Raw genomic sequence first — 17,882 nt, forward strand, 5'->3', positions numbered from 1 at the left:
CGCCGCCGGGGCCGCTGTTCAGCCTTCCTTTACCGCGTCCGGACGATCCTCTGGGGACGGCCGGATGTGTTCGGCCGTGAGCGTAGCGTGATCCCTGAGGCCCAGCTTTCCGCGGCCCTGAGGGAGCCTGTGGCGTAGGCGGGGAGCGGGCGGGCGACATGACCCATGTCATGCCACGGGATTTGGCGCGGGGCGGGAAGACCCCGGAGGATCCGGCGCGCGTCGCGGCGCCGGTCCTGCGGCCGGCCCTGCAGCTCCTGGCGGTCTGCGCGGTGGCGCTGACCACCGCCAACTGTGCCAACAACCCGGCCAAGTTCGCGGGCGGCGCGTCCTCCGGCAACGAGGTCGATCCGAAATACGGCGTGAAGGCGAGCCGCCGCCTCTACAACGAGGGCGACGTGATCCCGAAGGGCGGCGGCCGGCGCTTCTCGGGCAAGCCCTACGTGGTGGCGGGCAAGACCTACGTGCCCCGCGAGGATGCCCGCGGCTACGTGCGCGAGGGCCTCGCCTCCTGGTACGGTAGCGCCTTCCACGGCCGCGTCACGGCTAACGGCGAGATCTTCGACCGCCATTCCATCGCCGCGGCCCATCCCACCCTGCCGCTGCCGAGCTATGTCCGGGTGACCAACCTCGACAACGGCCACTCGATGATCCTGCGGGTCAACGACCGCGGGCCCTACCATGCCGGACGCCTCATGGACGTGTCCGAGGAGGCGGCCCGCGCCCTCGAGTTCCACCGCAAGGGTACGGCGCGGGTGCGGGTCGAGTATGCCGGCAAGGCCTCGATCGCCGGCAGCGACGACCGCAAGCTGCTCGCGACCCTGCGCACCGACGGCAGCCCCGCCGTGATCGGGCGGGCGCCGGTCATGATGGCCGATCTCGGCCCCTCCGAACCCGATCCCGCCCCGGAGCGTCTCGAACGCGCCTCCCGCGCGCTCGCCTTCCGCCCGGCGGGTGAGCGCGACGACGACGCGCCGGAGACCGCGCCCGCCGCGCGTCCGGCCCGGCCGGCTCCGGTCGTGCTGGCGAGCGCCGCCGTCGCAGTGCCGGCGGCGCTGCAGCCGACCGCCGCCCGCGCCGCCCCGTTCCGCCCGAACCCGGTGGCGCTCGCCGCCGCTCCGGCGAAAGCGACTCCCGCCAAGCCTGGCCTGTCCGAGCCGCGCCGCATGGTGGCCGAGACCGGACGCGCCGCTCAGCCGGCGCACGGCCGGTCCAAGGAGGCTCCCGCCCCGATCACGCCGTCGCGCCTCGTCGCCGCTCCGGTGAAGGGTGCGTCCGTATCGGTCCGCACGGCCCAAGCCGTGCCGATGAAGGCGGCGCCGCTCCAGCACGTCGCCACCAAGAACCCTGCCAAGCCCGCCGTGAAGACAGCGGCGGCCGAACCGGCGCACCGCATGGCGGCGTTGCCCCCGACCTCGAAACAGGCGATCGCCAAGCTCGCCGGCGCCGCGCCGGCCGGGACCGCCGCGAAGCCGGGCGCCAAGGCCGCGACCAAGGCAGTGACCAAGACCGCCGCCCAGACCCCCGCCGCATCCGGCGCCAAGTCGAAGCGCTCGCAGGTGGCGGCGGCGAACTGACCCCGCCTCGACCGAGGCGGGGTAGCGGCGAGGGGGAGGGCGAAGGCGTCTAATCCGCCTTGGCGCTCACATCGAGCTTGTCGAGGACCGCCGCCGGGGTCGGGGCCGTGCTGACATCGACCATGCCGAGACCCTCGCCGCTCTTCGCCTTGGCGCTGATCGAGAGGATGCCGGGCTTGGCCACGAACTTGCCCATCGCCGCGCCGATCGCCTTGGCGGCGGCCGAGTTGCCGAGGATCACCGGCACGCCGATCACGCTCGCGGTGACGTATTCCTTGCGCAGTTCGTCGGGCTTGAGGCTCAGCACCTTCGCCTGGGCGTCGATGAAGCGCTCGAACAGGCCGCCGTTCTCAAGCGTCAGGTCGAGCGCCTTGGCCGTGGCCGAGAGCATGGCGAAACCCGAGACCGCCGCGTCCGGGTCGAACACCTCGGGGCCGATGCCGCCGAGGGTCGCGTTGAGATGGAGGCGGCCCATATCCTTGCCCGAGAGCGACAGCTCCTTGAAGCTCAGCTCGCGCTTGTCCTCGCTCCAGGCGGTGTCGGCCGTGGCATCGAGATCGAGGTCGCGGTAGCCGAAGAGGCCCAGCGAACCGAGGCCCGGCACGCCCTCGACGGCGGAGGCCGGCATGGTGAGGCCGGTCAGGCTGAAGCGGCTCTCGGTCGGCACGCCGTCCTTCGGCGGCCCGAAGCTCATGCTGGCGCCGCGCAGGCCGATATGGAGCGGCGGGAGCGCGACCGGCTTCGGCGCCTTGAGCGGATCGCCGGAGGCGACCGGCCCCGGCGCCACCGCCGCCTGGGCGAGATCGAGCCCGAGATCGGACAGGGTCAGCGTGCCGATGACCGGCGTCAGGCGGCGCAGCTCCGCCTCCTGCGGGTCCTGGGCCGGTGCGGCGCCCCTGCTGGGATTCGCGTCGGCGGGCGCCGGCGCCTTGGCGAGGCGGCGCAGGGCGGTGATGGTCGGTTCCAGGGAGAAGCCGGTGAGCGTGAGGCGTCCGACCTTGCCCTGCGCCTCCTTGGCCCCGAAACCGACATCGGCCAGCTTGATCGCGGCCTCCGTCCCGCCGGCATAGCTCATGCGGCCGATGCTGAAGGAGAGCGGGTCCTCGCCCTTCACCTCCTTCACGTTCAGGTCCGTCGCCTCCAGGCTGCCGACCGAGACCGCCTCGGCGAGGTCGGCGAGCAGGCCCGCGGCACGGGCGCGCTTGGCCCGGTCATCCTCGGCGAGGCCGCCGTCGCCCAGCGCCTCCACCGCCCCGCGCCAAGTGGCCGGCGTCTGGCGTCCGGCGAGGTCGCGCCCTGTGAGACGGGCGATCGACACCGTCGTGCCGCGTTCGTCGATGAAGGCGATCGCCTCGACAGCAAGCGACGCGTAGAGGCGTAGGAACGGCGTGGTGGCGCTTCCGGCCTCGCTGTAGAGGCGGGCCAGGGCGGTGAGATCGACCTCCTCCGCACGGATCCGGCCGTAGCTGCCGCGGCCCGCCTGCGGCGCGCCCTCGACGGAGAGCGTCGCGCCGGCGGCGGTGAGCTCGCTGATCCGCCCTGCGCGGATCGTGCGCGCCGCCACGTCGCGATAGGTCACGACCTGCCGCTTCTCGCCGTCGCGGCGCTCGACACGCAATTCCGGCATGGTGAGGCTGCCGGCATCGAGGCGCTGGAGCCGGGCCGGCCAAGAATCCTTCGATGCGTCCTTCGCGTCCTTGGACTCGGACTTGAGGATCGCGAGCAGGTCGTCGCGGGAGAGCCGCGTGCCGCTCACCGTGACCTTCGGCGCGGTGACGAGGGTGTCGCCGAAGGCGAGGCTCACATTGTCGAGGACGAGATCCTGGACCGCGGAGGCCGCCTCCTGGGCGGCGGCCGGCGCCGACGGCGCGGGCCCGGCCAGCAGCGCCACCGCGCAGGCCGAGGCGAGCAGTGCCCGCAGGAGAACGGGACGGCGCGTCGATGACGTCATGGCTGGATCGGATCGCAGGCTGGCGGGAGATCGGAGATGGGCCGTGAGGCTCCATCCCTGCCGGTTTTCCACAGGCGTGGCAATTGCTCCCGCGCCACGGAGGCGGACGCATCGCCCCCGGATTTCGCCGGCGGCGCCTCAGATCGCGAAGGAGGTGCCGCAGCCGCAGGAGGCCGTCGCCAGCGGGTTCTCGATCTTGAAGGACTGACCGATCAGATCGTTCACGAAATCGATGGTCGCACCGCCCATATATTCGAGCGAGACCGGATCGACGAGCACGGTGGCGCCGTCGCGCTCGATCACGATGTCGTCGCCCTCGCGGGCGCTCGTGATGTCGAAGGCATAGGAGAAACCCGAGCAGCCGCCGCCGTTGACGCTGATGCGAAGCGACGAGCCGGGGGGCTCGGAGCCCATGATCTCGTTGATGCGCTTGGCGGCGCGGGGAGTGAGGGTGATGTCGGCCATCGTGGTACGGCCCCGTTTCTCGAACCGGTGTCGTGAAGCCTGTGCGTCCGCGATTGCCGCGGGCGACAGCCCACACAAGATATGAGGCATGAGGGCCGGCCGCAACGCGGCCAGGGAGGGGAAGGGCTGTGCAGGTGCGGCAGAACGGCGAGCGCTGGCGGGCGCCCTACGCCACCGATCCGGCGGCGACCCGCGGGCGGCTGATCCCCGAGGCGTTCTCGCCGACCCGCAGCGACTTCCAGCGCGACCGCGACCGGATCATCCATTCCACCGCCTTCCGGCGGCTGAAGCACAAGACCCAGGTCTTCGTGCATCACGAGGGCGACCATTACCGCACCCGGCTCACCCACAGCCTGGAGGTGAGCCAGATCGCCCGGGCGCTCGCCCGCGCGCTCGGCCTCGACGAGGATCTCGCGGAGGCGCTGGCGCTCAGCCACGACCTTGGCCACACCTGCTTCGGCCATACCGGCGAGGACGCGCTGCACGCCTGCATGGCCGATTACGGCGGCTTCGACCACAACGCCCAGGCGCTGCGCATCGTCACCCGGCTGGAGCGGCGCTACGCCGGCTTCGACGGGCTCAACCTGACCTGGGAAACGCTGGAGGGCCTCGTCAAGCACAACGGCCCGCTCCTCGACGCGTCCGGCGCGCCGACCCGGCGCTACGCGGCCACCGGCATCCCGGCGGCGGTGCTCGAGTACAACGCGGTCAACGACCTCGAACTGGCCTGCTTCGCCGGCCCCGAGGCGCAGGGCGCGGCGCTCGCCGACGACATCGCCTACGACGCCCACGACCTCGACGACGGGCTGCGGGCCGGGCTGTTCGATCTGGCCGACCTCGCCAGGGTGCCGTTTCTCGCCGGGCTCCTCGACGAGATCGATGCCCTCCATCCCGGCCTGGAGCCCTCGCGAAAGATCCATGAGCTGGCACGGCGCGTCATCACCCGCTTCGTCGAGGACGTGATCCGCGAGGGCGAGGCGCGCATCGCGCGGCTGGCCCCGGGCAGCGTCGGCGACATCCGCGCCGCCTCCGAACCGGTCATCGCATTCTCGCCCGCCATCGCGGCGGCGGATGCCGACATCAAGCGCTTCCTGTTCGCGCGGATGTACCGCCATCCCGAGGTGATGGCGGTGCGCGCCAAGGCGGCGGCCATCGTCGACGACCTGTTCTCGGCCTTCCGCGCCGACCCGGCGCGGATGCCGGCCGAATGGTCGGAGGGGCTGGAGAATGCCAGCGAAGCCCGCATCGCCCGGCGCATCGCCGACTACATCGCCGGCATGACGGACACCTACGCGGTGCTGGAGCACGGCAAGCTGTTTGCGGCGACGCCCAACCTGCATTGGAGCCCGCCGAGCCGCGGCCTGCCGCTGACGGAGCCGTGAGGCGCCGTCAGCCGATCATCCGAGGATCAGTTGCAGACGCAGGTCGCGCCGTAGCCGGTGTTGTAGAGCGGGGCGTAGCCGTTGCTGACGGGAGCGTAGCCGTAATCGTAGACCGGCGCGGCGTAGCCGCCGTAGCCGCCGCCCCATCCGTAGCCGCCGGTCAGCGCGCCGCCGGCCAGCCCCAAGCCGAGGCCCAGACCCGCGCCGGCCAGACCGATCCCGGCCCCCGCGAGGCCGAGCCCGACGCCCCGGCGATAACCGTAGCCCCGGCCGTAGAAGCCGCGGGCGGCGTAACCGCGGTCGCCGTAGAAGCCCCGGCCGCCGAAGCCGCGATGCCCGTAGGCGCCGCGGTCGCCCGCGAAACCGCCGCGATACCCGCCGAAGCGGGCGCCGTAGCCGTGGTGGCCGAAACCATGATGGCCGTAGCCGCCGCGAAACCCACCGCGATTGCCGAAGCCGCCGGCCTCGGCGCCTGCGGGGACGAGGACCAGGGCGGCGAGGGCCGTGGCGGCGAGGGCGAAGGACTTCATGTCGACTGTCTCCGGGGCAAGGATCTTGCCGCCGACAACGCCATCCCTCGCGCGAAGCGTGCAACGCTGCATTCTACCGAGACACCGTCTTGTCCCCGCGGGACGGGCGATGGAACGGCGGATGCGACAGGGCAGGGCCAGACCGAGGAGGGTCAGAGTTGAGCGCAGACCGCACCACCCCGCGCGAGACCCGCGCCGCCTATCCCCGACTCGTGCCGCTGGCGACGCGCTGGGGCGACAACGACGTCTACGGGCACGTCAACAACGTCGTGTACTACGCCTTCTTCGACACGGCGGTGAACAGCCTGCTGGTGGAGGCCGGCGCCCTCGACATCGCGCGCTCCCCCGTCATCGGCCTCGTGGTCGAGACGGGCTGCCGCTACTTCGCCCCGGTCGCCTTCCCCGACCGGATCACCGCCGGCGTGCGGGTGGCCCATCTCGGCCGCACCAGCGTGCGCTACGAGATCGCGATCTTTCGCGAGGACGAGCCGGAGGCCGCCGCGCAGGGCCACTTCATTCACGTCTATGTCGATCGCGAGACCCGCCGGCCGGTGCCGCTGCCGGAGCGGTTGCGGGCGGTGCTGGCGGAGCTCGTGCCCGGCCGGAGCGAGGCGCCGTGACACTCCCGTCCGTGATTGCTATGCCGCCCCACGGTTCCGGCCGCCCGACGCGCGGGCCCGCCGGCACGCGGTCACGACGAAACACCTGAGCCCCATGAACATCTTCGCCCTCTTCGAGACGCGCGTGCGCGAGGCGCTCGAATCGCTCACCCGCTCCGGCCGGCTGCCCGAGGGGCTCGACCTGTCGCGCGTGGTGGTGGAGCCGCCGCGCGATCCCGCGCACGGGGATCTGGCCACCAACGCCGCCCTGGTGCTGGCGAAGGACGCCAAGCAGAACCCGAAGGCGCTCGGCGAGGCTCTGGCCGAGGAATTGCGGGCCGATCCCCGCATCGTCGAAGCGAGCGTGGCGGGGCCGGGCTTCATCAACCTGCGGCTCGCGCCGGAGGTGTTTCACGAGGTGATCCGGGCGGCGCTCCGCGAGGGCGAGGCGTTCGGACGCGGAAACATGCCGGGCGGGCCGGTCAACATCGAGTACGTCTCGGCCAACCCCACCGGCCCGATGCATGTCGGCCACGGACGTGGCGCGGTGTTCGGCGATGCGCTCGCGAACCTTCTCGCCGCCGCCGGGCGGCCGGTGACGCGCGAGTACTACATCAACGATGCCGGCGCGCAGGTCGACGTGCTGGCCCGCTCCGCCTACCTGCGCTACCGCGAGGCGCTGGGCGAGACGATCACGATCCCCGAGGGGCTCTATCCCGGCGACTACCTCAAGCCCGTGGGCGAGGGGCTCAAGCAGGCGCACGGCGACGCGCTCCTCGGCAAGCCAGAGCACGAATGGCTGCCGACGGTGCGCCGCTTCGCCATCGACGCGATGATGGACATGATCCGGGAGGATCTCGCGGCGATCGGCATCCGCCACGACGTGTTCTTCTCGGAAGCCACGCTCCAGGGCGGGAGCGGCGACCAAGGGGGCAACCGCGTCGCCGAACTGCTCGACGCCCTGCGGGCGAAGGGGCTCGTCTACGAGGGCCGCCTGCCGCCGCCCAAGGGGCAGTTGCCCGAGGACTGGGAGGACCGGGAGCAGACCCTGTTCCGCTCGACCCAGTTCGGCGACGACGTGGACCGGCCTCTGTTGAAGTCGGACGGCTCCTACACCTACTTCGCCTCCGACATCGCCTATCACCGCGACAAGTGGCTGCGCGGCGCGAGCGAGCTCATCGACGTGCTCGGCGCCGACCACGGCGGCTACGTGAAGCGCATGCAGGCGGCCGTGAAGGCCGTGAGCGATGGGGAGGCCCGCCTCGACGTCAAGCTCTGCCAGTTGGTGCGCCTCTTGCGCGCGGGCGAGCCGGTGAAGATGTCGAAACGCGCCGGCGAGTTCGTGACGCTGCGCGACGTCATCGACGAGGTCGGGCGCGACGCGATCCGCTTCATGATGCTCTACCGCAAGAACGACGCGACGCTCGATTTCGACCTCGCCAAGGTCGTGGAGCAGTCGAAGGACAATCCCGTCTTCTACGTGCAGTACGGGCATGCCCGCCGCTTCTCGGTGCTGCGCCAGGCCCGCGAAGCGCTCCCGAACGAGGATTTTTCGCGGGAAGGTCTGCTGGCCGACGCGGATCTCTCGGCACTCACCGACCCCGGCGAGATCGAGATGATGCGTCTGATTGCTCAGTATCCGCGGGTGCTCGAATCGGCGGCTGCGGCGCACGAACCGCACCGAATCGCGTTCTACCTCTACGAAACGGCAAGTTCGCTTCATAGTTTCTGGAATAAGGGCAAAGACTTGCCGCAATTACGGATTGTTAATCCAACCGACAGAAACTCCACTCGGGCTCGCTTGGCCCTCGTCGAGGCCCTGGGCGGCGTTCTCGCCTCCGGCCTGGCGGTTTTGGGCGTCTCCGCACCCGACGAGATGCGGTGACCAGGGACGGCTGTTGAGAGGATGAGGCCATGACGGGACACGCTTCGCGCGCGACGGTCGATTTCGATGCCTTCGAGCGCGAGCTGCGTCAGACGTCGCAGGAGGCGGTTCGGGCGAAGGCGCCGCAGGCCGCCCCCAAGGGCGACCCGCTCGCGGAACTGGCCCGCATCGTCGGGCAGGACGATCCCTTCCGCGCCCTGCTCGAGGCGCGGGAGAAGAGCAGCCCCGAGGCGCCGGCCGCCCCCGCGAAACGGGCACCCGAGGCGGGCCGCCCGGCCCGCGTCGAGCCGACCTTCGTGGACGCGCCCGCGCACCATCCGGCTCCGGCCCAGAACCAGGCTTTCGGCCAGAGCCCGGCGGACGCCTTCGACCAGTACCTCGCCTCGGTCGAGCAGGGCATGTACGCCGATGGCGCGACCGATCCGGCCGCCTTCGCCGAGGCCGACGAGAGCTATCGCACCGGCCCCGTCGAGCGCCCGCGCGCCCGCAACCGCCTGGTTCAGGTCGGCGCCGGCCTTGCCGTGGTCGCCGTCTGCGTCGGCGGCGCGCTGGCCTGGCGCGGCACCCATGGCGGCAGCAGCGGCGGCCCGATCACCGTGCTCGCCGACAAGACCCCGCTGAAGGTGCAGCCCACGGCGAGCGACGGCGTCGAGATCCCCGACCAGAACAAGCAGATCTACGACCGCAACGCCAAGGACGGTCAGATCAAGATCGTGAACCGCGAGGAGCAGCCCCTCGACGTCAATCAGGCGGCCCGTACCGCTGCCGCGCGCAACGACGGCGCCGAGCCGGGGCAGGGCGGGGCGACCCCCGGTCAGGGCGGCATGCTCTCCGACACCTTCGGTGAGCCGCGCCGGGTGCGCACCGTCTCGGTCAAGCCGGACACGCCGGTCCACCAGCCGCAGGCGGTTCAGGCCGAGGCGGCTCAGGCCCCGGTCTCGCCGATCCCGACCATGAGCATGCCCGACACCTCCGCCGCGAGCACCGCGACGCCCTCCGCCGAGCCCCGGCGCGCCGCGTCGTCGCCCTCGCGGACCCTGGCCTCGAACCCGGCACCGGTCGCGACCACGCCCGTCGCCGAGGCGCCGCCGGAGTCGCCGGCCGCCCCCGCCGCCCGCCCGAAGGCCCCGCAGCGCGTCGCCTCCGTCTCGCCCGAGACCACCGCCAGCACCTCCGAGCCTGCGCCCGCTTCGCCCTCGCTCACGGCGCCGGTCAGCGGCTACTCGGTGCAGCTCGGCGTGCGCGGCAGCGAGAGCGAAGCACGGGCCGCCTTCCGCGAGATGCAGGGCAAGTACAGCCAGCTCGCCGGCAAGCCCGAGCTGATCCGGCAGGCCGAGGTGAACGGCAAGACCCTGTTCCGCGTCCGCGTCGGACCGCTGGCCAAGAACGAGGCCTCCAGCCTCTGCAGCGCGCTCCAGGGCGCGGGCGGCCAGTGCTTCGTCGCCAAGAACTGAGGCGAACACCCGCCGCATCCGCCGGCTCGGCGCCGATCGTCCCCTCCGATCCCTCATCCTGAGGTGCCCGCGTCAGCGGGCCTCGATGGATCCTCCAGATCCCGCACGATTCCTGGACGATCCATCGAGGCCGCATCGCGGCACCTCAGGATGAGGGCGTGAGCGGGATCGAAGTCGTGTTCGGCCCTTGCAATGGCGGCAAGCCCTCTCGCCCGCCTCGCTGCATCCGAGGAACGCAGGCCCCATGATCTCCGCCAGTTCGACCTCTGCCAGCATGACCTCCGCCAGCACGCCCCGCGCCGTCATCCTCGGCTGCTCCGGCACGGCGCTGACGCCCGAGGAGGCTGCCTTCTTCCGCGACCTGCGGCCCTGGGGCTTCATCCTGTTCAAGCGCAACATCGGCACGCCCGACGCCGTGCGCGCGCTCACCGCCGCCCTGCGCGAGACCGTCGGCCGGGCGGACGCGCCGATCCTGATCGACCAGGAAGGCGGGCGGGTGCAGCGCATGGGCCCGCCGCACTGGCCGAAATATCCGGCGGGCGGGCGCTTCGACGCCCTCGGGGACGAGGCCGCGGCGACGGCCCGGCTCGGTGCCCGGCTGATGGCCCACGATCTCTCCGACGTCGGCATCAATGTCGATTGCGCGCCGATGCTCGACGTGCCGGCGGCAGGCTCTGACAACATCATCGGCGACCGGGCCTACGGCGACACGCCGGGGCGGGTGATCGAACTCGGCCGCGCCGTGGCCGAGGGGCTGATGGCGGGCGGGGTGCTCCCCGTCATCAAGCACATTCCCGGACACGGTCGGGCGACCTGCGACAGCCATCTCGACCTGCCCGTGGTCGAAGCCGACCGGGTGAGCCTGGGAGAGAGCGACTTCCGGCCGTTCCGGGCGCTCGCCGACATGCCGCTCGCCATGAGTGCGCATGTGGTCTTCAACGCCCTCGATCCCGAGCGCCCCGCGACCCTGTCGGAGCGCGTGATCCGCGAGGTCGTGCGCGGCGAGATCGGCTTCGACGGCCTGCTGATGACCGACGATCTGTCGATGCACGCACTCCAGGGCCCGTTCCGGGATCGCGCCGAGGCCGCCTACCGCGCCGGCATCGATGTGGTGCTCCATTGCAACGGACGCATGGACGAGATGCGGGCGGTGGCCGAGGCGACGCCCGACCTGACGGGGGAGGGCGCCCGGCGCGCCGCGGCCGCGCTCGCCCGCCTCGCGCCCCCGGAGGCTTTCGATGTGGCCGAGGCCCGCGCCCGCTTCGAGGTCGCCTTCTCGAACACCTTGCCGAGCGCCTAACGGCACGCCTGCCGAGGAGGCGGACTGCGACAAAGAAGGGCAAGGGCTGCGCGGCCTTTGCCCGCTTCTGCGCCCTGCGCTGCTTGTGTTCGCGCCACTCGATCCCTAGGTTCGCCGCAAATCAAGTGGAGGCGCCGCCGAAGTTGGTGCGGCGCAGGAGGTTGCCATGGGCAGCATGAGTGTCTGGCACTGGGTCATCGTAGCGGTCGTCGTCATGCTGCTGTTCGGCCGCGGCAAGGTGTCGGAGCTGATGGGCGACGTCGCCAAGGGCATCAAGGCCTTCAAGAAGGGGATGGCCGACGACGAGACCCAGCCGACGAATACGACGAGCGTTCCGCCGGTGGGGCCGAACGATCCGGTCCGCACGCTGCCGCACCAGGGCGCGCCGGGCACGGCTCCGCAGCAGACGCATGTGCCGGCGGGCGACCACAAGGCCGTCTGAACGAGGGCCGGGTCACTGGCTGGAACGGCGGTCGGGCACGGTTGAAGATCGGCTCCGGGCAGGATAGCGCGGGCCGCGCGCCCGTCCTCATCAGGCGCGGCCCCGCGGGACGGACGACGCAATGTTGGACATGAGTTGGGGCGAGGTGATGCTGATCGGCGGCGTCGCCCTGATCGTCATTGGGCCCAAGGACCTGCCGAAGGCCCTGCGCACGCTGGGCCAGATCACCACCAAGGTCCGGCGCATGGCCGGCGAGTTCCAGTCGCAATTCAACGAGGCGATCCGCGAAGCGGAGCTGGAAGAGGTTCGCCGCGACGTCGAGGGCGTGAAGCGCACCGTCGATGCCGCGCGACCGAGCTTCAACCCCGTGGACACGATCCGCAACGAGATCCGCACCGCGGTGGAGGGCCGGGCCGGCGGCCCGAGCGCCGCCAAGGACTCCGCGAAGGACGCCACCGGGGACGTCGGCAGCTTCGACGTGCCGCGGCCCACCCCCGAGCAGCAGACGGCGCAGATGCACGGCGCGGCGACCCCCTCCGTCGCCGCCGAGACGTCTCCCACCATCCCCGACAGCAAGCCCGAGACAGGCCCGACTCCATGAGCGACGAGCGCGATGAGGCCGAGATCGAGGCCTCGCGGGCACCCCTTCTGGAGCACCTGATCGAACTGCGCTCGCGGCTCATCAAGTCGCTGATCGCGTTCATCGTGATGTTCTTCGCCTGCTTCTTCTTCTCGAAGCAGATCTACAACGTGCTCGTGCACCCCTACGTCTCAATCGTGGGGCCGCAGAATGCCGAGCTGATCGCGACCCACTTCCTCGAACAGGTCTTCACCAACATCAAGCTCAGCGTGTTCGGCGCAGGCTTCCTCGCCTTCCCGGTCATCGCCACGCAGGTCTACGCCTTCGTCGCGCCCGGCCTCTACCGCAACGAGCGGCAGGCCTTCCTGCCTTATCTCGTCGCCACGCCGATCTTCTTCCTGCTCGGTGCGCTCGTCGTCTACTTCCTGGCGATGCCGCTGCTGATCCAGTTCTCGGTCTCGCTCCAGCAGATCGGCCAACCGGGCGAGGCGACGATCCGGCTGCTGCCGAAGGTCGACGAGTACCTCTCGCTGATCATGACGCTGATCTTCGCCTTCGGGCTCGCGTTCCAGATGCCGGTGATCCTCACGCTTCTGGGCCAGATCGGCGTGATCGACGCGGCCTTCCTGCGGGAGAAGCGGCGCTACGCCATCGTGCTCGTGTTCGTCGCCGCCGCGGTGCTGACGCCGCCGGACGTGATCTCGCAGCTCTCGCTGGCGATCCCGATGCTGCTCCTCTACGAGGCCTCCGTCTTCTCGGTCGCCCGCATGGAGAAGATCCGCGCCGCGCGGCGCCGGGCGGAGGGGATCGAGGATTGATCCGCCGGCATCCTCCGCAGCGCCCGTCGCCGCGCCTCGCGGGGATGGACCGCTGAGAGGAATGTAAGAAAAGTTGCGCATCACCATCTTGTGCGCAACCTTGAAAGCGGATCGCACCGCGCCAGGATTCTCCGACTTCAATCGGAGAAAGCCTCATGTTCCACACGATGCGCACCGCCATCGCGGTCGCCGCCCTGACGACGCTGGCCGGTGCGGCCCAGGCCGCGGATCTGCAGCGGGTCCGCGGCACGATCGAGAGCAGCGATGCCGGCTCGGTCACCATCAAGACCACCGACGGGGCGTCCGAGACGGTTCAGCTCGGCGGCGCCAAGTTCGCCTGGGTGGTGAAATCGAGCCTCGACCAGATCAAGGACGGCACCTTCATCGGCACCGCCACCAAGGGCGAGAACCCGATGACGGCGCTGGAAGTGGTGCTGTTCCCCGAATCCATGCGCGGCACGGCGGAAGGCCATTACGGCTGGGACGCGATCCCCGACCACACGGCGGGCGGCGGCCCGGTGGTGAAGAGCTCCATGACCAACGGCACCGTGAAGGCCTCGGCCGGGGCCGGCGCGGGCGGTGCACCGAAGGTCAAGAGTTCGATGACCAACGCTACCGTCGCCAGCAGCACCGCGGCCTCCGGCGGCGAGCGCACGCTGACCGTGACCTACGACAAGGACGGCTCGAAGACGATCGTGGTGCCGCAAAAAGCGCCGATCGTCGCCTTCGAGCCCGCCGACAAGTCGATCCTGACGCCGGGCGGCAAGATCTTCGTGGTCGCGGCCAAGGACGGCGGCAAGCTCGAAGGGAAGCTCGTCGCGGTGGGCAAGGACGGCCTCACCCCGCCGATGTGAGGGCCTCTGGAGCCTTTGGCACCGGCCGCTGCGCCGGTGCCAAAGGCGGCCGCGATGCGGCGCCCTTCGCGGCGAGGACGCCCGCCTCGCCGCTCGGGTCGCGATGGAAGCGGATGCCCCCTCCTTCGAGGGCCTCGCGGATGGCGCGCCGCGTCGCGTCACGGACCATTCCCTCGGCCTCGAAGCGCTTGACGCTCGACAGCGAGACCCCGGCCGCCGCGGCCAGCGTGGGGGCGGACCAGTCCAGCAGGGCTCGCGCCGCCCGGACGAGGGCGGGCGTGACATCCGGGAGGGGCTGCCCGGCGGACGCTGCCAGCCCCGCCCCGCCGGAGAGGCCGAGGAGCAGGATTCCGAGCCACTCGACAACATGCCCCCTGCCGTCACGCAGGGGCGTGACGCGGCAGGTGTAGCGCCGGTGGAGCCCGTCGGCGCAGCGTAGCCGGAAATCGGTGTCGAGGGTGCCCTCCCGGATCAGGGCTTCCTGCCACGCCCCCGCCGCCGTCGCGCGGTCGTCGGGATGGAGCACCGCCTGCCAGCCGTCGCCCTGCTGGTCCGGGCCGGCCTGTCCGGTCAGGGCCTGCCAGCTCGCACTCGGCCGCCGCTGCCCCTGGGGCGAGGCCGTCCACTCCGCAGCGGCGAGGGTGCGGGTGAGGTTCTGATAGCGAAGCCGGTTCTCCTCGGCGAGGAGGGTGGCCTCCTGCGGCAGCGTCACGTCGAAGAGGACGCCCTCGGCCCGGATCGGACGCGCCGCCGGGCCCAGCACGACCTGCCCCTTGAGCCTCACCCAGCGCACGCTTCGGTCGGGCCGGACGATGCGGAAGGTGCGCGACACCGGATGGCCGCGCTGGAGGATGTCCAGGATGTCGGCCTGCATGGCGCGGTCATCCGGATGAACGAGGTCGGCGAACAGAGCGTGCAACTCCGCATCCGACATGAGGCCGGTGATTCGCAGGAGCCCGACCGAGCCGTCGATGCGGCCGGTTTCCAGATCGAGCCACCAGAAGCCGACCTCGCCCGAATCCTCGACGAGCTTCAGCAGTTGATAGGCGCTCCCCCTGCGACGGTGCATGCCTCATGCCTCCCGGCACGTCGAAACTGACCTCATCGGTCGCTCACCATCGCCTTTCGCCTTGAAATGCGCTGTCTGGTGTCAGTTTGCCGAACGGCGCAGCCGATCAAGTCTAAGAACTTTAACGACTGAAAAACATTACGATCATACATCCACAAGGCAAGGAAAAGCTTCGTTTCTCCCTTACATTTTCAGTCATTCCCTCAAGAGACACCACCATGTCGAAGCGGTCATCGGGCAGCGATGCGTTGCGGGTCATTGCGGGCAATGGCGGCGGCTTCGACCCGCCGGGCGCGATCCGGCCCCGCCACGCGCCATCCCCGGCCGCCGAGGTGCCGCCGGCCGAATGCGTCCCGACGCGGATCGAGGACTTCGACGGGGTCGCTTCGTCCTCTCCCGGCCAGCGACGGCACGAAAGCGGGACCACGGGCGCGATCCACATCCTGCCCTGTGCCCCAGACCTGTCGCAGGCAGCGGTGGACGTTCTCAAGCGCAGCATCGAGAGCGGCCAGGATCTGGGAAGCCGCCGCCATCACATCCGGATGCTCGAGGCGTCCCTGGCCGTCGCTCAGGCTGAGGTCAGGCGGCGGGCCGAACTCATCCGCAGTCTCGGCCCCGACCTCGGCGTCGATCTGGATGGACTGTACCAAGAGTTCATACACTACGCCGACTCGGTCGGCCGCCTGTCGAGCGTTCTCCTGAGCAACTTTCCTGAATCGCCCGATGACGAAGAGCCGCCCGTCGGTCGAGGATGAGCCGCTCCGCCTCCGTCACGACGACCGTTACGGCCGCCCCTGGCTCCCCGCCAGGGACGGACGGAGCGGGCGCGCCACCGCCGTGGCGGCAAGCCCGAGCCCCAGGAGCGACACGACGGCTGCCAGGGCCGGCAGCTCCGAATAACCCGCACCGAGCGTCAGCGCCGTGCCGCCGAGCCAGGCGCCGAGCGCATTGCCGAGATTGAACGCGCCCTGATTGAGCGTGGAGGCGAGGTTCGGCGCGTCGCTCGCCGCCTCCACCACCCAGACCTGGAGCGGCGAGACCAGGGCGAAGGCGAGCCCGCTCCACAGGACCAGCACCGCCAGCGCCGGCCCGGCATAGGGTGCGACCAGCCCGAAGGCGGCGAGCACCGCGATCAGCCCGATGAAGCTTCCGAGGACGGTGCGCATCAGGCTGCGGTCGGCGAGCCAGCCGCCGGCGAGATTGCCGATCGTGAGCCCGAGACCGGCCGCGAACAGCGCCCCCGTCACGCCGCCGGGCGTCAGATGCGTCACGGTGAGCAGGAACGGGGCGATGTAGGTGAAGACGGTGAAGAAGCTCACCGAGGACAGCGTCGAGACCAGCATCGGCCGCAGCACCGGCCAGCGCCCGAGCGCCCGGAACTCCTTCGCGAGGCCGCCGCGCGTGCCCGGCATCCCGCCGGGCAGGGCCAGCGCGATGGCCGCCCCCGCCGCAAGGCCGATGCCGACCACTGCCCAGAAGGTCGAGCGCCAGCCGAGGGCCTGACCGAGCGCGGTGCCGAGCGGGACGCCGAGCACGTTGGCGAGCGTCAGCCCGGCAAACATCAGCGAGACGGCCTGCGTCCGCTTCTCCCGCGGCACGAGGTTGCGCGCGACGATGGCACCGATGCCGAAGAAGGCGCCATGAGCGAAGGCGGTGGCGACCCGCGCGGCCATCAGCCAGTCGTAGCTCGGGGCCAGGGCGCAGGCGAGGTTGCCCAGCGTGAAAACCGCCATCAGCGCGAGCAGGGCCGCCTTGCGCGGCAGCGGCGCGGTGGCCATCGCCACGATCGGCGCGCCGACCACGACACCGAGCGCGTAGCCCGAGACGAGATGGCCCGCCTGCGGGATGGTGACGCCGAAGTCGCGCGCCACCTCGGGCAGGAGGCCCATGATGACGAACTCGGTCGTGCCGATGCCGAAGGAGGCGACGGCCAGCGCGAGGATCGGCAGGGAAACCATGCAGAAGCTCCAGAGGCAGCAGGCGTGCTGCACTGCAATGTAAGCGCTGCAACATGGCCATCTACCGCCCGCGAGACAGCCGCGTGACCGGGAGGCTGGTCTGCGTTCACGGCAGGACGACCCCGCGCGACAGCCCCGAGCTCCCTTCTCAGCGCCGCCTTCTCGATCCCGGTACGAAGACCGCAGGATCGAAAAAGAATCTCCCTGCCTGCCCGCGAACAACAACCAAACTCTCCTCCGCTCCGGAAAAACAACGCAAAAACAATCCGTTGATTTGCCCCACCTCAGGTCCCTAAATTTCAGGACAACAACGTCCCAACAACGCTCCGCAGATCTTCGAAGACCGAAGGTCCGAAACGCTCCTTCCGGAGTTTTCGGGCGTCGGTCTCCCGTGCCTGCGGTCCTGACCCGGATCTCTCGCGATGCCCGCACGGATCGTTGCCTTCTCCGGCAACACGCACCGCCCCTCCCGCACCCGCACCCTGGTCGAGGCGGTGGCCGCCGAGTTGTCGCGCCTGCGCCCGATCGACCTCAAGGTCTACGATCTGGTCGATGCCGGCACCGGGATCGCGGTCGCGAGCCGATCCGCCCTGCCGCTCCCGGCGGCACGGATCGTGGAGGCCCTCGAATCGGCGGATGCGCTGATCGTCGGCTCGCCGGTCTACAAGGGCAGCTATGCGGGCCTGTTCAAGCACCTGATCGACTTCGTCGCCCCCGAAGCCTTGATCGGCAAACCGGTGGTGCTGACCGCGACCGGGGGCGGCCCGCGCCATGCGCTCGTGGTCGAGCATTCGCTTCGCCCGCTGTTCGGCTTCTTCTCGGCCCAGGCCGCGCCGACCGCGGTCTATGCCGGCGATACCGAGATCAGCGAGGGCCGCGTCGCCGACGAGATCGTGCGCGCCCGGGTGGCCCAGGCCGCGGCCGAACTCGCCCGGCTCCTCGACGTCGCGCAGGGCGCAAACGTCTCCGCCGCGGCCTCGGCGCCGCTGGCGAGCGCCGCCGCCCGCTGAGGCCCGCG

17 protein-coding genes are annotated in these 17,882 nt (G+C 70.8%); 12 read left to right on the forward strand and 5 right to left on the reverse strand.

The genetic code is table 11. The features are described from left to right. The first annotated feature begins 158 nt into the window (after positions 1 to 158). Positions 159 to 1,577 carry a septal ring lytic transglycosylase RlpA family protein gene (locus HNR51_RS16800; RefSeq protein ID WP_182555687.1) on the forward strand — a complete coding sequence of 473 codons (1,419 nt, stop codon included), beginning with the start codon at positions 159 to 161 and terminating at the stop codon, positions 1,575 to 1,577. 49 nt (positions 1,578 to 1,626) lie between these two features. On the opposite strand, the gene HNR51_RS16805 is transcribed toward HNR51_RS16800, so the two are convergent. Together HNR51_RS16805 and HNR51_RS16810 are read right to left on the reverse strand one after the other, a co-directional pair. Beyond that, a complete protein-coding gene (locus HNR51_RS16805; RefSeq protein WP_182555688.1) occupies positions 1,627 to 3,528 on the reverse strand; it encodes an aq_1923 C-terminal domain in 1,902 nt (633 codons plus the stop codon). Between the two features lie 138 nt (positions 3,529 to 3,666). Further along, on the reverse strand, positions 3,667 to 3,993 hold the full coding sequence (locus HNR51_RS16810; RefSeq protein WP_012455448.1) for a HesB/IscA family protein: 327 nt from the start codon (positions 3,991 to 3,993) through the stop codon (positions 3,667 to 3,669). Between the two features lie 128 nt (positions 3,994 to 4,121). Here HNR51_RS16810 and HNR51_RS16815 point away from each other — a divergent pair, with 128 nt between their 5' ends. After that, entirely contained in the window at positions 4,122 to 5,375 is a 1,254-nt protein-coding gene (locus HNR51_RS16815) for a deoxyguanosinetriphosphate triphosphohydrolase (RefSeq protein ID WP_182555689.1), read from the forward strand. Between the two features lie 26 nt (positions 5,376 to 5,401). On the opposite strand, the gene HNR51_RS16820 is transcribed toward HNR51_RS16815, so the two are convergent. Then, the gene (locus HNR51_RS16820) at positions 5,402 to 5,905 is read right to left on the reverse strand and encodes a hypothetical protein (protein WP_182555690.1); all 504 of its coding nucleotides are present in this window, start codon (positions 5,903 to 5,905) and stop codon (positions 5,402 to 5,404) included. Between the two features lie 158 nt (positions 5,906 to 6,063). On the opposite strand from HNR51_RS16820, the gene HNR51_RS16825 reads away from it, so the two are divergent. From HNR51_RS16825 to HNR51_RS16860, 8 genes are all read left to right on the forward strand, one after another. Next, the gene (locus HNR51_RS16825) at positions 6,064 to 6,525 is read left to right on the forward strand and encodes an acyl-CoA thioesterase (protein ID WP_182555691.1); all 462 of its coding nucleotides are present in this window, start codon (positions 6,064 to 6,066) and stop codon (positions 6,523 to 6,525) included. 94 nt (positions 6,526 to 6,619) lie between these two features. Continuing rightward, entirely contained in the window at positions 6,620 to 8,389 is a 1,770-nt protein-coding gene (gene argS, locus HNR51_RS16830; protein WP_182555692.1) for an arginine--tRNA ligase, read from the forward strand. 29 nt (positions 8,390 to 8,418) lie between these two features. Beyond that, complete coding sequence (locus HNR51_RS16835) at positions 8,419 to 9,843, forward strand: SPOR domain-containing protein (RefSeq protein ID WP_182555693.1); 1,425 nt, start codon at positions 8,419 to 8,421, stop codon at positions 9,841 to 9,843. Between the two features lie 244 nt (positions 9,844 to 10,087). Next, positions 10,088 to 11,143: a beta-N-acetylhexosaminidase gene (gene nagZ, locus HNR51_RS16840; RefSeq protein ID WP_182555694.1), complete on the forward strand. Its 1,056-nt coding sequence runs from the start codon at positions 10,088 to 10,090 to the stop codon at positions 11,141 to 11,143. Between the two features lie 166 nt (positions 11,144 to 11,309). Further along, positions 11,310 to 11,585: a twin-arginine translocase TatA/TatE family subunit gene (locus HNR51_RS16845; RefSeq protein ID WP_012455455.1), complete on the forward strand. Its 276-nt coding sequence runs from the start codon at positions 11,310 to 11,312 to the stop codon at positions 11,583 to 11,585. A gap of 121 nt (positions 11,586 to 11,706) precedes the next feature. Beyond that, positions 11,707 to 12,186 carry a Sec-independent protein translocase protein TatB gene (gene tatB / locus HNR51_RS16850; RefSeq protein ID WP_182555695.1) on the forward strand — a complete coding sequence of 160 codons (480 nt, stop codon included), beginning with the start codon at positions 11,707 to 11,709 and terminating at the stop codon, positions 12,184 to 12,186. Then, positions 12,183 to 12,983 (forward strand): twin-arginine translocase subunit TatC, encoded by an 801-nt coding sequence (gene tatC, locus HNR51_RS16855; protein ID WP_012455457.1) that lies wholly within the window; start codon positions 12,183 to 12,185, stop codon positions 12,981 to 12,983. The genes tatB and tatC overlap by 4 nt, the downstream gene beginning before the upstream one ends. Before the next feature lie 155 nt (positions 12,984 to 13,138). Continuing rightward, positions 13,139 to 13,837 (forward strand): hypothetical protein, encoded by a 699-nt coding sequence (locus HNR51_RS16860; RefSeq protein ID WP_012455458.1) that lies wholly within the window; start codon positions 13,139 to 13,141, stop codon positions 13,835 to 13,837. On the opposite strand, the gene HNR51_RS16865 is transcribed toward HNR51_RS16860, so the two are convergent. Continuing rightward, positions 13,821 to 14,906, reverse strand: a complete 1,086-nt coding sequence (locus tag HNR51_RS16865) for a PAS domain-containing protein (RefSeq protein ID WP_182555696.1) — start codon at positions 14,904 to 14,906, stop codon at positions 13,821 to 13,823. The two genes, HNR51_RS16860 and HNR51_RS16865, sit on opposite strands and share 17 nt — an antisense overlap. Positions 14,907 to 15,124: 218 nt before the next feature. Between HNR51_RS16865 and HNR51_RS16870 the strand changes: the two genes are divergently transcribed. Continuing rightward, positions 15,125 to 15,661: a polysaccharide deacetylase family protein gene (locus HNR51_RS16870; protein ID WP_182555697.1), complete on the forward strand. Its 537-nt coding sequence runs from the start codon at positions 15,125 to 15,127 to the stop codon at positions 15,659 to 15,661. A 27-nt stretch (positions 15,662 to 15,688) separates the two neighbouring features. Here the strand turns inward: HNR51_RS16870 and HNR51_RS16875 are convergent, their stop codons facing one another. Next, positions 15,689 to 16,864: an MFS transporter gene (locus HNR51_RS16875; protein ID WP_182555698.1), complete on the reverse strand. Its 1,176-nt coding sequence runs from the start codon at positions 16,862 to 16,864 to the stop codon at positions 15,689 to 15,691. 422 nt (positions 16,865 to 17,286) lie between these two features. Between HNR51_RS16875 and msuE the strand changes: the two genes are divergently transcribed. Continuing rightward, positions 17,287 to 17,874 (forward strand): FMN reductase, encoded by a 588-nt coding sequence (gene msuE / locus HNR51_RS16880; RefSeq protein WP_063987964.1) that lies wholly within the window; start codon positions 17,287 to 17,289, stop codon positions 17,872 to 17,874. Positions 17,875 to 17,882 lie beyond the last annotated feature (8 nt).

Origin of the sequence: Methylorubrum thiocyanatum (assembly GCA_014138645.1) — a bacterium.
GTDB lineage: Bacteria > Pseudomonadota > Alphaproteobacteria > Rhizobiales > Beijerinckiaceae > Methylobacterium > Methylobacterium thiocyanatum.